Origin of the sequence: Lentzea rhizosphaerae, from assembly GCF_042649515.1 — a bacterium.
Taxonomy (GTDB): domain Bacteria; phylum Actinomycetota; class Actinomycetes; order Mycobacteriales; family Pseudonocardiaceae; genus Lentzea; species Lentzea aerocolonigenes.
Genome location: NZ_JBHRZI010000009.1, coordinates 52,837 through 66,396, shown reverse-complemented (window position 1 = coordinate 66,396; position 13,560 = coordinate 52,837). Strand labels below are relative to the sequence as shown.

The following is a 13,560-nucleotide window of genomic DNA, read 5'->3' as shown; positions in this document are numbered from 1 at the left end:
TTTCCCCGCCAAACACGATCGTCCGAGGGCTAGGCGTCCGGGCCCTGCGGCGTGCTGACGATCACCGGTTCCTGAGTGCCGCCAGCGCCTTGTCGGCGTGCGAGTTCATCGAGAACTCGCTCTTGATCACCTCGATGACCTTGCGGTCGACGTCGATGACGAACGTGTGGCGCTTGACCGGGATCGGCCCGAACCGGCGCTTCACGCCGAACTGCTCCGCCACCTCGCCCTCGACGTCGGAGAGCAGCGGGTAGTCGAAGTTGTTCAGCTCCGCGAACTGCTTCTGCTTCGCCACGTCGTCGGTGGAGATGCCGACCCGCTGCGCCTTCGCCTCGGCGAACTCGGCGGCGAGGTCGCGGAAGTGGCAGCTCTGCGCCGTGCAGCCGGCCGTCATCGCGGCGGGGTAGAAGAACAGCACGACCGGGCCGTTCTCGAGCAGTTCGGACAGCTTGCGCTCCACGCCGTCCTGGTCGGGCAGGGAGAAGTCGGGGGCGAGGTCGCCGGGCTTCATGGATCTCCAAGTAGTCTCGGGGCCGTGACCAGCATGTCCGACGTGGCCAAGGCGGCAGGGGTGTCCGCTGCGACCGTATCGCGTGCCCTGCGGGGAGAACCGGGCGTGTCCGAGGCGACCAGGCAGCACGTCAGCGACGTCGCGCGGCGAATGAAGTACGCCATCGCGCGCGACGCCTCCTCTTTGGCCGGTGGGCGCCGCTACGCCATCGCGGTGCTGACGTCCGAGGTCAGTCCGGTGCTGGCGGGGGCGGAGAGCGCGCTGCGGCAGGCCGGGTACGACGTGCTGCTCTACGTTCTCTCGGACGCCGGTGCGCGCGAGAAGTTCTTCGACGAGCTGCCATTGGGCCGCCGCGTCGACGGGGTGCTGCTGCTGTCGATGTCCATGACGGAGGCCGAACGGGCGGCGCTGGAGAGCCTGGAGGTCCCGCACCTCACGGTCGACGACGCGGATCTGCGGCGCGCGCTGCAGACCGCCGTGGAGCACCTGCTCGCGCTCGGGCACCGCGACGTGGCGCTGGTGCTCGCCGACGGCATCGACGAGTCCTACGACGAGATCCTGGTCGCCGCCGGCCTCACCGTTCGTCCCGAGTGGACGGTGTGGTGCTCGCCGACCGTCGACGGCGGCGAGCAGGTGGTCGACGTGCTGCTCGACGGCGAACGCCTGCCCACCGCCGTGATCAGCTCGAACGGAGCGGCGGCGCTGGGGATCTACCTGCGCATGCAACGGGACGGGCGCCTCGTGCCGGACGAGCTGTCGATCGTGTCGCTGGACGGGCAGGAGCTGACCCGCGTGGTGGGGCTGACCGCGGTGGAGGGTGCGGCGAAGGAGCTCGGGGAGCGGGCCGTCGCCGATCTGTTCACGCTGATCAGGGGCGGGGAGATCGAACCGGCCGAGCACCCGTTGCGGCTGGTCGTGCGCAACTCCAGCGGGCCGGTCGGCGCCGTAGGGTGAACGCATGCCCGCCGAAGAGCGCCTGACCACATTGCCCGCACTGCCGGACACCCCCGGCTACGCCCACGCCGTGACGGTCAGCGGGAAGATCGCGTTCGTCTCCGGCCAGGTCGCCGTCGACGCCAGGGGTTGCGTGGTCGGGGTCGACGACCTCGCGGCCCAGACGCGGCAGGCGTTGAGCAATCTTCATCACGTGATCGAAAACCTTGGCGCCGACTGGTCGGATGTCATCAAGTTCACCTGGTTCGTCCTCGACGCGTCCGAGGTGCAGACCATTCGTGACGTGCGGGACGAGATTCTGCGACCCGCGCTGGGAGAAGTGCACAACCCAGCCAGCACGCTGGTTCAGGTCGCGGCGTTGTTCGGACGCGAATTTCTCGTCGAGGTCGAGGCCGTCGTGGCGATTCCCGGAGAAGCATCGGATGTTTAAGTGAATGCACCGGAGAGTGTGTGTCCCAACCGGCCTGCACCCTTCGGGTGACCAGGGACCATTTGCTCTGGTAATGCGGACCGAGCTGTGACATAGGTTGTACCTGTGGAGGAGTTGGTGGCGCGGCTGGCGGACGCCTGGGGCGTCGCCACTCGGTACGAGAACGCGGACCAGCAAGAGGTCGCGGTCGACATCGAGGTCGTCGTGAAGGTCCTCGCCCAGTTCGGCGTCGACGCGTCCACTGAGGACTCCGTCGCCCGCGAGCTCGCCGCGGTCGAGCAACGGCGCGCGGCCGAGACGTTGCCGCCCACGATCGTCATCCGCGAGTACGAGACGTACGACCTCCACGGGCCGGCCACCGTCGAGCTCGAGGACGGCACCACTCTCGAGACAGAGCGGCACCTGCCGGACTCGCTGCCGCTCGGCTACCACCGCGTCGTCACCGCGGACCAGACCGTCACCCTCGCCGTCGCGCCCAGGACGTTGCCCGACGTCCCGAAGACCTGGGGCTGGATGCTGCAGCTCTACGCCGCGCGCTCGAAGGACTCGTGGGGCATGGGCGACTTCGCCGACCTCGCCACGATCGCCCGGCGGTCGAGCCTCGAGCTGGACGCCGGCGTGGTGCTGGTCAACCCGGTGCAGGCGCCGAGCCTGACGCACCCGGTGCAGCGTTCGCCGTACTCGCCGACGAGCCGCCGGTTCGCGAACCCGCTGTACCTGCGCATCACGGACACCGCAGAGTTCCTGCAGGCCTGCCCGCGCACCCGGCAGCTCATCCGCGACCTCCGGCCGTCCAACCAGGACCTGATCGACTACGACGCGATCTGGGACGCGAAGAAGCAGGCGCTGGAGCTGCTCTTCCCCGGCGGCGACGTCGAGATGGACGCCGAGCTGGAGAAGTTCGCGACCTACTGCGCGCTGGCCGAGATCCACGGCAGCGACTGGCGCACGTGGCCCGCGGACCGCGAGGAGCCGCCACGGGAGCGCGTCGCGTTCCACGCCTGGCTCCAGCACCTGTGCACCCGGCAGCTGCAGGACGTCCGGCTGGCCGCGCACGAGGCCGGCATGGCCGTCGGCGTCATCCACGACCTGCCCGTGGGCGTCGACCCCGGCGGCGCGGACACGTTCGCCGACCCGGAGGTCTTCGCCATCGACGTCACGGTCGGGGCCCCGCCGGACGCGTTCAGCGCGGACGGTCAGGGCTGGGGCCTGCCGCCGTGGCGTCCCGACAAGCTCGCCGAGTCCGGCTACCGGCCGTTCCGGCAGGTGCTGCGCAGCGTTCTCAAGCACGCGGACGGCATCCGGATCGACCACGTCGCAGGGCTCTGGCGGCTGTGGTGGATCCCGCCGGGCGAGCCGCCGTCGCGCGGCACGTACGTCCACTACGACGCCGACGCCATGCTCGGGATCCTGGCGCTGGAGGCGTACCGGGCCGGTGCGGTCGTGGTCGGCGAGGACCTCGGCACGGTCGAGCCCGTCGTCACGAAGACCTTGCAGGAGAACGGCATGCTGACCAGCGCCGTCCTCTACTTCCAGCGCGACTACTACGCCGAGGGCCACCCGCTGATCCCGCCGTCGCGGTGGAACCCGAACCAGATGGCCAGCATCTCCACGCACGACCTGCCGACCGCGGCGACGTTCTTCGCGGGCCCCGACGGCCCCGACTTCGACGAGCTCATGAGCCAGGAGGGCATCGACGCGAGCGACCGCGTCGCGGGCGCCCACGAACTGCTCGCGCAGGCACCCTGCGCGTTGGTCCTGACTTCACCTCAGGACGCTCTGCGGGAAACCCGGCAGCCCAACGTGCCGGGCACGATCGACGAGCACCCGAACTGGAGAATCCCGCTGCCCGTGGTGCTGGAGGACTTCTTCCCCCGCGTCCGCGACATCACCCGTCCGCTGCGCGGCCGGAATAGATGAAACTTCCACGTAACGGCAGGTCACACGCCTGTGGAGTACTGTGAGGCCGTCACCCGGCGGCGAACGACGAACGTTTTGGAGGTGGCGTACCAGATGAGCTCAGCCGTGAGCACGCGGACACCAACCGGCGTGCTTGAACTGGCCGTCGAGCAGGTCCTCGCTTCGGTGAGACCAGCCGCGCTCGGCGACCCGGTGGTCGGGGCACGGCGTGCGGAAGAGTCCCTCCGCGACGCGCTGCGGGACGCAGGTCCCGTGGAGGACAACATCGCCCTGCAGCACGCGCTGGCGTGCGCGGAGGCCGCTTGTGAGCACCTCAAGTACTGCGAGATCCAGGAAGCCCGCACCTTGCTCACGGCCGCACGTGGGCAGCTGGTGCTGGCGCACGAAAGGGCGTGACAGCAGCCGGTAGTCGCCGCACGGTACCGATCACACGATCGACTCAAGCCGCTCCCACTCCCGTGAGAACCTTCCTGTAGCGGGCCCGGAACTGTCGGTGCCCGCTCGTAGGGTTCGGAGTGTGATCGACCACCAGGCCTGCCTGTTCAGGTTCATCAGAGGCCCGAGAAGGGCGAGACCGCACTGTCGTGGGCGGGGCGCCGGTTCACCACCGGCGGCCCCCGCGTCGAACCCGGCATGCGGCAACTGGCGTACAACACGCGACGGCGGGGTAGTCGTCTGGTCGCGGCCGCCGGTTGGATGCCCGCCCGGCAGCCGTCGGATACGGTCATGTCGGTAGCCGCTCATCTGTGAGGAGCATCGTGCGACCCTGGCCTGGAAGGCCCTACCCGCTTGGCGCCGGCTACGACGGCGTTGGCACCAATTTCGCCCTGTTCTCCGAAGTCGCCGAGTACGTCGAGCTCTGCCTGTTCGACGACGACGGCACCGAGACCCGCGTGCGGCTGCCGGAGGTGGACGGTTTCGTCCACCACGGCTACCTGCTGGGTGTCGGGCCCGGGCAGCGGTACGGGTACCGCGTGCACGGTCCGCACGACCCCGCCAGGGGCCTGCGCTGCAACCCGAACAAGCTGCTGATCGATCCGTACGCCAAGGCCATCTCGAACGGCCTGTCGTGGGACGAGGCGCTGTACGGGTACAAGTTCGGCGCGCCGGACGAGCGCAACGACACCGACTCGGCGCCGCACGTGCCGAAGAGCGTGGTGGTGAACCCGTTCTTCGACTGGACGAACGACAGGTACCCCAGGACGCCGTACAACGAGTCCGTCATCTACGAGGCGCACGTCCGCGGTCTCACGATCGACCACCAGGAGATCCCGCCGCGGCTGCGCGGGACCTACGCCGGCCTCGCGCACCCGGTGATGATCGACCACCTGATCAAGCTCGGGGTCACGGCGGTCGAGCTCATGCCGGTGCACCAGTTCATCAGCGATCACACGCTGGCCGAGCGCAGGCTCAGCAACTACTGGGGCTACAACACGATCGGGTTCTTCGCGCCGCACGACGGCTACGCCGCGATGCCGCTCAACCAGGTGCAGGAGTTCAAGGGCATGGTCAGGGCCCTGCACCAGGCGGGCATCGAGGTCATCCTCGACGTCGTCTACAACCACACGGCGGAGGGCAACCACCTCGGGCCGACGTTGTCGATGCGCGGCATCGACAACGAGGCGTACTACCGGCTGGTCGAGGACGACCCGAAGTTCTACATGGACTACACCGGCACCGGTAACTCGCTGAACGTGCGGACGCCACACACGTTGCAGCTCATCATGGACTCGTTGCGTTACTGGGTCACCGAGATGCACGTCGACGGCTTCCGCTTCGACCTCGCCGCGACGCTGGCGCGCGAGTTCTACGACGTGGACAGGCTGGCGACGTTCTTCGAAGTCGTGCAGCAGGACCCGGTGGTGTCGCAGGTCAAGCTGATCGCCGAACCGTGGGACGTCGGCCCCGGTGGCTACCAGGTCGGCAACTTCCCTCCGCTGTGGACGGAGTGGAACGGCAAGTTCCGCGACACGGTCCGCGACTTCTGGCGCGGCGAGCACGCGACGCTCGGCGAGTTCGCGTCGCGCATCACCGGCAGCAGCGACCTCTACCAGGACGACGGGCGCAGGCCGTACGCGTCGATCAACTTCGTGACGGCGCACGACGGCTTCACGCTCAACGACCTGGTGTCGTACAACGAGAAGCACAACGAGGCGAACGGCGAGGACAACCAGGACGGCGAGAGCCACAACCGGTCCTGGAACTGCGGTGTCGAGGGCCCGACCGACGACGAGGAGGTCGTCGAGCTGCGGGCACGGCAGCGGCGGAACCTGATGGCGACGATGCTGTTGTCGCAGGGCGTGCCGATGATCCTGCACGGCGACGAGTTCGGGCGCACGCAGCACGGCAACAACAACGCGTACTGCCAGGACAACGAGGTCTCCTGGGTCGACTGGTCGCTGCTGGAGAGCAACGCCGAGCTGGTGGAGTTCACCGGGGCGCTCGCCAGGTTCCGCAAGGCGCACCCGGTGTTCCGGCGCAAGCGGTTCTTCGCGGGCCGGCCGATCCGCAAGGGCGAGGAGCTGCGCGACATCGCGTGGTTCACCCCGGCCGGCGAGGAGATGACCGAGCAGAACTGGGAGGACGACTTCGGCAAGTGCGTTGTCATCTTCCTCAACGGTGAGGGCATTCCGGACCTCGACTCGCGCGGCATGCGGGTGGTCGACGACTCGTTCCTGATGGCGTTCAACGCCCACCACGAGGACATCGAGGTGACGCTGCCCGAGGCCGAGTACGGTCCGGAGTGGACCGTGGTGATCGACACCACGACCGGGCACGTCGGCAACGGGGAGAAGCCGATCGTCGCGGGCGGGCAGCTGAACCTGACGGCGCGGTCGCTCGTCGTGCTGCAGCGGGTGGGCTGATGGCTGCCCGGAAGCGAGCCCAGAAGAAAGCACCGTCGTCCACGTACCGCATCCAGTTCACCCCGTCCTTCACGTTCGCCGACGCCGCCGGCGTCGCGGACTACCTGGCACGCCTGGGCATCGGCGCGCTGTACGCCTCACCGATGCTCGACGCGCGCGAAGGGTCCACGCACGGCTACGACGTCGTGGACCCGACCCGCGCGCGGCCGGAGCTGGGCGGTGACGAAGGCCGGCGAGCCCTTCAGGAGCGGCTGGACGAGCTCGGCCTCGGCCTGGTCGTCGACATCGTGCCGAACCACATGGTGGTGCCGAACCCGTGGTGGGAGGACGTCCTCGAACGCGGGCAGGCCTCCGAGTACGCGCGGTACTTCGACATCGACTGGTCGTCGGGCAAGGTCCTGCTGCCGGTGCTGGCGGAGGACGCCGAGGACGAGGTCCACGAGCACTACCTGAAGGCGAACTGGCGGCGCGGCAACACCGAGCTCAACTACCGGCGGTTCTTCGACATCACCGAGCTCGCGGCGGTGCGCGTCGAGGATCCCGAGGTGTTCGAGGCGACCCACCGCGAGGTGCTGTCGTGGGGCGTCACGGGTCTGCGGGTCGACCACCCGGACGGCCTGGCCGACCCCGGTGGCTACTTCCGGCGGCTGCGCGAGCACTTCGACGGCTGGCTGGTCGTGGAGAAGATCCTCGGCCCGGACGAGACGCTGCCGCAGAGCTGGCCGGTCGACGGCACGACGGGTTACGACGCGTTGCGCGAGGTCTGCGGCGTGTTCATCGCCCCCACCGAGTCCTTCGGCGGCGGCTTCCACGAGGTCGAGCACGCGTCGCGGCAACAGGTCGCGGACTCGATCCTGGTCGCCGAGGTGCGCCGGATCGCGGGCCTCGTGCAGGGCGTGCCGTTCGAGGACGCGTGCCAGGCCGTCGCCGAGGTGATGGTCAACTTCCCGGTGTACCGCTCGTACCTGCCGGAAGGCTCGCAGCACTGGGAGACCGCGGTCGAGCTGAGCCGCTCGCCCGCCGTGCGGGCACTGGACGAGCAGGTCCGCGCCGATCCGCACGGTGAGCTGGCGACGCGGATCCAGCAGACGTCCGGCATGGTCGTCGCGAAGGGCACCGAGGACACCGCGTTCTACCGGTACACGAACTTCGTGGCGTTGAACGAGGTCGGAGGCTCGCCGGACCGCTTCGGCATGCCGGTGAGCGAGTTCCACCAGCGCGCGGCGACCCGTGAAGCCGCGGAACCGGTCGCGATGACGGCGCTGTCCACGCACGACACCAAGCGGTCGGAGGACGTGCGGGCCCGCCTCGCGGTGCTGGCGGAGATGCCGGACGAGTACCTGGCGTTCGAGGCGGAGATGTCCGCGAGGCACGGCCTCTCCGAACCGTCGCTGAACCGCCTGGCGTGGCAGTCGCTCGTCGGCGCGTTCCCGATCACCGAGGACCGGCTGGGGCAGTACCTGGAGAAGGCCTCCCGCGAGGCGAAGATCAAGACGTCCTGGGTCGACCGCAACGCCGAGTTCGACGCCGAGGTGGCCGCCTGGCCGGAGAAGGTGCTGAACGAGCCCGAGGTCGCCGCGTTCGTCGAACGGATCAAGGTGCCCGGCTGGTCGAACTCGTTGGGGCAGAAGCTGGTCCAGCTCACCGCGCCGGGTGTGCCGGACGTGTACCAGGGCACCGAGCTGTGGGACTTCTCGCTCGTCGACCCGGACAACCGCCGGCCCGTCGACTACGCCGTGCGCAGGGACCTGCTGGAGCGCATCGAGTCCGGCTGGCTGCCGGAGGTCGACGACTCCGGCGCGGCCAAGCTCCTCGTCGTGCAGAAGGCACTGCACGTGCGCAAGCGAGGCCTGCACGGCTATCGGGCGTTGCGGGCGGAAGGTCCTGCCGCGGAGCACGTGCTCGCGTTCGAACGGTCCGGCGTGATCACGGTGGCCACGCGGCTGCCCGTGACGCTGGCGCAGAAGGGCTGGCAGGACACGGTTCTGCCGTTGCCGAAGAGTCCGGGGTGGACGGACGTGCTCACCGGGCGGCCGGCGACCGAGGCCCTGGCGTCGTTGCTCGACACGTATCCGGTGGCACTGCTCGTGCAGGGGGATTGAGTGAGCTATGCGGTGTGGGCGCCGTCGCCGGAGTCGGTGCACGTGCGTGTCGACGGCTTCGACCACGAGATGAAGCGCGAAGGCGACTGGTGGCACTCCGACGCCGACTCGCCTGCGGGGACGGACTACGCGTTCGTCATCGAGGGCAAGGCGTATCCGGATCCGCGGTCGCTGTGGCAGCCGAACGGGGTGCACGAGGCGTCTCGCGTGTACACCCACGAGTTCGAGTGGACGGACGGCGGCTGGACCGGGCGCGCGTTGCCAGGCGGGGTGATCTACGAGCTGCACATCGGCACGTTCACGCCGGAGGGCACGTTCGACGCGGCCATCGGCAAGCTCGACCACCTGGTCGACCTCGGCATCACGTTCGTCGAGGTCATGCCGGTCAACAGCTTCGACGGCGTCGAGGGCTGGGGCTACGACGGCGTCCTGTGGGGTGCCGTGCACGAGCCGTACGGCGGGCCGGACGGCTTCAAGCGGTTCGTGGACGCCTGCCACGCCAAGGGCCTCGCCGTGCTGCTCGACGTGGTCTACAACCACCTGGGGCCGTCCGGCGCGTACCTCGACAGGTTCGGGCCGTACTTCGCCGGTCGCAACGACTGGGGGCCGGGGCTGAACCTCGACGGGGCGAACTCCGACGAGGTGCGCCGGTACGTCATCGACAACGCGCTGCAGTGGCTGCGGGACTTCCACGTCGACGGGTTGCGGCTCGACGCCGTGCACGCGCTGGCCGACCGCCGGGCGGTGCACGTGCTGGAAGAGCTTTCCGTCGAGGTGGACGCGCTCTCCGCCTCGGTGGGGCGCCCGCTGACGTTGATCGCCGAGTCGGACCTGAACGACGCCAGGCTCGTGACGGCGCGCGAAGGCGGCGGACAGGGCCTGCACGCGCAGTGGTCCGACGACCTGCACCACTGCCTGCACGTGGCGCTGACCGGTGAGACGTTCGGCTACTACGAGGACTTCGCGGCACCTGGTGCGCTGAAGAACACGCTGGAGAAGGTGTTCTTCCACGCGGGCACGTGGTCGTCGTTCCGGGAGAAGCACCACGGCAAGCCGGTCGACACGGCGTTGATCCCCGGTCACAGGTTCCTGGCGTACACGCAGAACCACGACCAGATCGGCAACCGCGCCGCAGGGGACCGGCTGCCGGCGAGCGTGTCGACCGGGAAGTTGTTGTGCGCGGCGGCGATCGTGCTCACCTCGCCCTACACGCCCATGATCTTCATGGGGGAGGAGTGGGCGGCTTCCACGCCGTGGCAGTTCTTCGCGTCGTTCCCGGACCCGGAGCTGGCCGAAGCCGTCCGGACGGGCAGGCGGCGCGAGTTCGCGAGGCACGGCTGGGGCGAATCCGACGTACCGGACCCGATGTCACCGCAGACGGTCGAGAACTCGCGGCTCGAGTGGGACGAACTGACCGAAGGTGACCACGCGACGGTGCTCAAGACCTACAAGGCGCTCATCGCGTTGCGCCGCTCCCGCCCGGAGCTGGCCGACCCGCGGTTGAACAGGTTCGTGGTGGAACAGGACGGGGCGTGCTTCGTGCTGCACCGCGGGAGCACCCGCGTGGTGGTCAACCTCGGCACGACCCCCGTCCCGCTGCCTCAGGGGGACGTGGTGCTGACCTCCTCGGCGAACCCTTCGTCGCTGTCACCCGAGTCGTTCGCGGTCGTCGCGTCGACGTGATCCCACAGCACCTGGTCGGCCAGGTTGACCGGCCGTCCGAGGTGAGCGCGCACGAACGCCGCGACCAGCCGGTCGGCGGCGACGTGCAGCTTGATGTTGTGGTGCTGCGACATGTGCACCAGCAGCTGGAACGCCTGCTGGGGTGTGCAGGGTTTACGTGCGGCGATCAGGCCCGTGGCCTGCCCGATGACGGTCCGGGACACCAGGGCTTTGCGCAGCCCTGCCACCTCGGCCTCGAGGGCGGTGATTCTCGCGGACGACACCGCCGGCTCCTTTCGCGTCGTCATGCTCACAGCGGCATGCCGGTGTGACGACGGTGCTCTGGAGCTGTCTTGCGAAGGGCGGGCACACCCAGAGCAAGCCGTCACATCGGCTTGCGGCTGGGTTCTCAACCGCGAGTGATCACCTTATCAACTGTTTCGGACGGTGCTCGCCGGGTAACCAGTCCACGTAGCTGACCGACACTGAAGGAGCCTGATCCATGGGTGCCGACGACAAGTTCAGCAACAAGGCTGAAGAGATGAAGGGCCGCGCCAAGGAAGCTGTCGGCGACGCCACGGACAACGAGCAGTGGCAGGCCGAGGGCCGCGCCGAGCGCGCCAAGGCCGACATCAAGCAGGCGGGCGAGAAGGTCAAGGATGCCTTCCGCTCGGACAAGTAAGTCAGCCGACGCCGCCCAGTACGTCCCGGAAGGGGCGGACTGGGCGGCGTTGCGTTCTGCCTCGTGCGGCTGCCGCGGGTGTGACCTCTACAAGGACGCGTCACAGACGGTGTTCGGCGAGGGACCGGTGCCGGCGCGGCTCATGATGGTGGGGGAGCAGCCCGGCGACCGCGAGGACGTCGAGGGGCACGTGTTCGTGGGGCCGGCCGGGCGGTTGCTGGACAAGGCGTTGGCCGCGGCCGGGATCGACAGGTCGCAGGCGTACCTGACGAACGCGGTGAAGCACTTCAAGTTCACCGAACGCGGCAAGCGCAGGATTCACCAGCAGCCTCGGCGGGGCGAGGTGGTGGCGTGCTTCCCGTGGCTGCGCGAGGAGATCCGGGTCGTGCAGCCCCGGCTGGTGGTCGTGCTGGGGGCCGTGGCGGCGAAGGCGTTGCTGGGAGCGTCGTTCACGCTGACCACGCACCGCGGTGAGGTGCTGGAGCAGGACGGGCTGCGGGTCGGGGTGACCGTGCACCCGTCGGCGGTGCTGCGGGCCGAGAACCGTGACGAGGCTTACGACGAGTTCGTCAGGGACCTCAAGGCCTTGAAGAAAGCACTGTGAACAAAACCCCGTAGAACGGGACAACCCCCGGACGACTCCTGCGCGAGCAGGCCGAGCGGGACCAGCGCTCGAAATCCGGGGGTCGGGTGGCTGCCTGGGTTTGGCTGTGACATCAGCCCTGCGGCGTCACCGAGGGCGGTCCTAGCGGACAGCCACCTCACGAGTCCTGTAGCTATACAACTTTGGACCACCTCCTCTCTTGTGTACGACGAAACCTATGTCGTGATCGGCAGGGCTCGCAACGGAGTTTCGCCGAGAGCTTGACTTGCCTGTTTCGCGTAGAATCCACAGGCATGGTGCGCATCCCACTGACGTCGCTGGAACGGGAGCGCGGCAGGCGGCTCGGGCAGTTGCTGCGGGACGCCCGCGGCGAGGAGAGCATGGTCGAGATCGCGGCTCGCGCCGGGTTGTCCGCCGAGACCGTGCGCAAGATCGAGACGGGTCGTGCCCCCACGCCGTCGTTCTTCACCATCGCCGCACTCGCCGGCGCACTCGGCATTTCGCTGGACGCCATCAACGAGCTGCTGGCCCCGCAGAGCCGATCAGCCTAGGGCTCACACGATCGTGGTGTATTCGCTCGGACGAGTTATCTAAACCTCTTACCTCCCTTTTTCGGTCGTGTCCCGGTTGAATGACGAGGTCAGCGCACCGTCACCAAGTGACCGGCAGAGCTAGCGGTCCGCGCATGGCCATGCCGGTTCGCCATTCGACGTCACCAGCCAGGCGCAGGTCCGGAAAACGGCCGAGAATCGCCGTCAACGCCACCTGGAGGTCCATCCGCGCCAGCTGCGCGCCTATGCAGTGGTGCGGTCCGTGCCCGAACGTCAGGTGCCCCTTGGCGTTGCGCGTCACGTCGAACCGGTCGGGGTCGGGGAACTGGCGTGGATCACGGTTGGCGGCGTGCTTGGCGAGCAGCACCGGCTGGCCCGCGCGCACGGTGCCGCTGCTGAGCTCCACGTCCTCCAGCGCGTACCGGGGCAGGATGTCGGAGATCTCCTGGGCGGGAATCCAGCGCAGCAGTTCCTCGACGGCGGCGGGCATCAGTTCGGGGCGGGAGCGCAGCAGTGCGGCCTGGTCGGGGAACTGCAGGAGCGTGTACACCGAGTTGACGATGTGGCAGGCGGTCGAGTCGTACCCGGCGCCCAGCAGCAGCACCGTGAGCTGCACCAGTTCCTCGGCGGTGAGCCGGTCACCGTCCTCCTGCGCTACGACCAGAGCGCTGATCAGGTCGTCTTTTTGGTGCTCGCGGCGTTGATCGGCGAGCCCGGCGAGGTAGCCGGCGAGCTCTCCCAGTCGCGCGATCTTCTCGTCGTCGGTCATCGCCGTGACCGACATGAACGCGGCGGCGAGGTCCTGGAAGTGGTCGCGGTCGGCGTACGGCACGCCGAGCAGGTCGCAGATCATCAGTCCTGGCAACGGAATCGCGTACGCGGTGAGCAGGTCGGCCGGTGGCCCGGCCTTCTCGACGTCGTCCAGCAGCCGCGAGGCGAGCCTTTCGGCGTTCGTTCGAAGCTGCTCGACGCGGCGCATGGTGAACGCGTGGGCGAGCAACCGGCGCAGTCTGGTGTGCTCCGGCGGGTCGAGGTCGGTGAGGATGGCGCCCATGCGCTGCGGCCCCATCCGGGGCGTGTCGCGCACGGCGGCCTGCGCGAGGCTGAACCTCGGATCGCTGAGCGCCACGCGGACGTCGTCGTACCTGGTGAGCAGCCATCCCTCCTCGCCGTGGGGGAGTTGGACGCGGGCCAGCGGTTCGTCGTCACGCAGCCTGCCGTACGTCGGGTCGATCTCGAGCCCGTCCACCGGACCGAACGGGTAGGAACGCGCAATCATG

13 protein-coding genes are annotated in these 13,560 nt (G+C 68.8%); 10 read left to right on the top strand and 3 right to left on the bottom strand.

From position 1 onward, the window contains the following. Window positions 1–61: 61 nt before the first annotated feature. Complete coding sequence (locus tag ACFOWZ_RS06170; protein ID WP_382370023.1) at window positions 62–511, bottom strand: peroxiredoxin; 450 nt, start codon at window positions 509–511, stop codon at window positions 62–64. Window positions 512–544: 33 nt separating this feature from the next. Between ACFOWZ_RS06170 and ACFOWZ_RS06165 the strand changes: the two genes are divergently transcribed. The 7 genes from ACFOWZ_RS06165 (at window position 545) to treZ (ending at window position 10,464) form a co-directional block, all read left to right on the top strand. Then, window positions 545–1,465: a LacI family DNA-binding transcriptional regulator gene (locus ACFOWZ_RS06165; protein ID WP_382370119.1), complete on the top strand. Its 921-nt coding sequence runs from the start codon at window positions 545–547 to the stop codon at window positions 1,463–1,465. Between the two features lie 4 nt (window positions 1,466–1,469). Next, the gene (locus ACFOWZ_RS06160) at window positions 1,470–1,895 is read left to right on the top strand and encodes a RidA family protein (RefSeq protein ID WP_382370021.1); all 426 of its coding nucleotides are present in this window, start codon (window positions 1,470–1,472) and stop codon (window positions 1,893–1,895) included. Between the two features lie 105 nt (window positions 1,896–2,000). After that, a complete protein-coding gene (locus tag ACFOWZ_RS06155; RefSeq protein ID WP_382370019.1) occupies window positions 2,001–3,815 on the top strand; it encodes a 4-alpha-glucanotransferase in 1,815 nt (604 codons plus the stop codon). A 93-nt stretch (window positions 3,816–3,908) separates the two neighbouring features. Then, window positions 3,909–4,211, top strand: coding sequence for a hypothetical protein (locus tag ACFOWZ_RS06150; RefSeq protein WP_030473278.1), 303 nt, complete (start codon window positions 3,909–3,911; stop codon window positions 4,209–4,211). 362 nt (window positions 4,212–4,573) lie between these two features. Further along, window positions 4,574–6,679, top strand: a complete 2,106-nt coding sequence (gene glgX / locus ACFOWZ_RS06145) for a glycogen debranching protein GlgX (RefSeq protein ID WP_382370017.1) — start codon at window positions 4,574–4,576, stop codon at window positions 6,677–6,679. Continuing rightward, complete coding sequence (gene treY / locus ACFOWZ_RS06140) at window positions 6,679–8,781, top strand: malto-oligosyltrehalose synthase (RefSeq protein ID WP_382370015.1); 2,103 nt, start codon at window positions 6,679–6,681, stop codon at window positions 8,779–8,781. The genes glgX and treY overlap by 1 nt, the downstream gene beginning before the upstream one ends. After that, on the top strand, window positions 8,782–10,464 hold the full coding sequence (gene treZ, locus ACFOWZ_RS06135) for a malto-oligosyltrehalose trehalohydrolase (protein ID WP_382370013.1): 1,683 nt from the start codon (window positions 8,782–8,784) through the stop codon (window positions 10,462–10,464). Here treZ and ACFOWZ_RS06130 read toward each other — a convergent pair. Further along, window positions 10,383–10,727 carry an ANTAR domain-containing protein gene (locus tag ACFOWZ_RS06130; protein ID WP_382370011.1) on the bottom strand — a complete coding sequence of 115 codons (345 nt, stop codon included), beginning with the start codon at window positions 10,725–10,727 and terminating at the stop codon, window positions 10,383–10,385. The two genes, treZ and ACFOWZ_RS06130, sit on opposite strands and share 82 nt — an antisense overlap. A 218-nt stretch (window positions 10,728–10,945) precedes the next feature. Between ACFOWZ_RS06130 and ACFOWZ_RS06125 the strand changes: the two genes are divergently transcribed. From ACFOWZ_RS06125 to ACFOWZ_RS06115, 3 genes are all read left to right on the top strand, one after another. Continuing rightward, window positions 10,946–11,125: a CsbD family protein gene (locus ACFOWZ_RS06125; protein ID WP_030473283.1), complete on the top strand. Its 180-nt coding sequence runs from the start codon at window positions 10,946–10,948 to the stop codon at window positions 11,123–11,125. After that, entirely contained in the window at window positions 11,103–11,729 is a 627-nt protein-coding gene (locus ACFOWZ_RS06120) for a UdgX family uracil-DNA binding protein (protein WP_382370009.1), read from the top strand. The genes ACFOWZ_RS06125 and ACFOWZ_RS06120 overlap by 23 nt, the downstream gene beginning before the upstream one ends. Before the next feature lie 293 nt (window positions 11,730–12,022). After that, on the top strand, window positions 12,023–12,280 hold the full coding sequence (locus ACFOWZ_RS06115) for a helix-turn-helix domain-containing protein (RefSeq protein ID WP_030473285.1): 258 nt from the start codon (window positions 12,023–12,025) through the stop codon (window positions 12,278–12,280). 100 nt (window positions 12,281–12,380) lie between these two features. On the opposite strand, the gene ACFOWZ_RS06110 is transcribed toward ACFOWZ_RS06115, so the two are convergent. Continuing rightward, window positions 12,381–13,559, bottom strand: coding sequence for a cytochrome P450 (locus tag ACFOWZ_RS06110; protein WP_382370006.1), 1,179 nt, complete (start codon window positions 13,557–13,559; stop codon window positions 12,381–12,383). Between the last annotated feature and the right edge of the window lies 1 nt (window position 13,560).

Coding starts and splice junctions, on each gene's coding strand:
- ACFOWZ_RS06170 (WP_382370023.1), bottom strand. CDS start 511: ATGAAGCCCGGCGACCTCGCCCCCGACTTCTCCCTGCCCGACCAGGAC.
- ACFOWZ_RS06165 (WP_382370119.1), top strand. CDS start 545: ATGTCCGACGTGGCCAAGGCGGCAGGGGTGTCCGCTGCGACCGTATCG.
- ACFOWZ_RS06160 (WP_382370021.1), top strand. CDS start 1,470: ATGCCCGCCGAAGAGCGCCTGACCACATTGCCCGCACTGCCGGACACC.
- ACFOWZ_RS06150 (WP_030473278.1), top strand. CDS start 3,909: ATGAGCTCAGCCGTGAGCACGCGGACACCAACCGGCGTGCTTGAACTG.
- treY (WP_382370015.1), top strand. CDS start 6,679: ATGGCTGCCCGGAAGCGAGCCCAGAAGAAAGCACCGTCGTCCACGTAC.
- ACFOWZ_RS06125 (WP_030473283.1), top strand. CDS start 10,946: ATGGGTGCCGACGACAAGTTCAGCAACAAGGCTGAAGAGATGAAGGGC.
- ACFOWZ_RS06120 (WP_382370009.1), top strand. CDS start 11,103: ATGCCTTCCGCTCGGACAAGTAAGTCAGCCGACGCCGCCCAGTACGTC.
- ACFOWZ_RS06115 (WP_030473285.1), top strand. CDS start 12,023: ATGGTGCGCATCCCACTGACGTCGCTGGAACGGGAGCGCGGCAGGCGG.
- ACFOWZ_RS06110 (WP_382370006.1), bottom strand. CDS start 13,559: ATGATTGCGCGTTCCTACCCGTTCGGTCCGGTGGACGGGCTCGAGATC.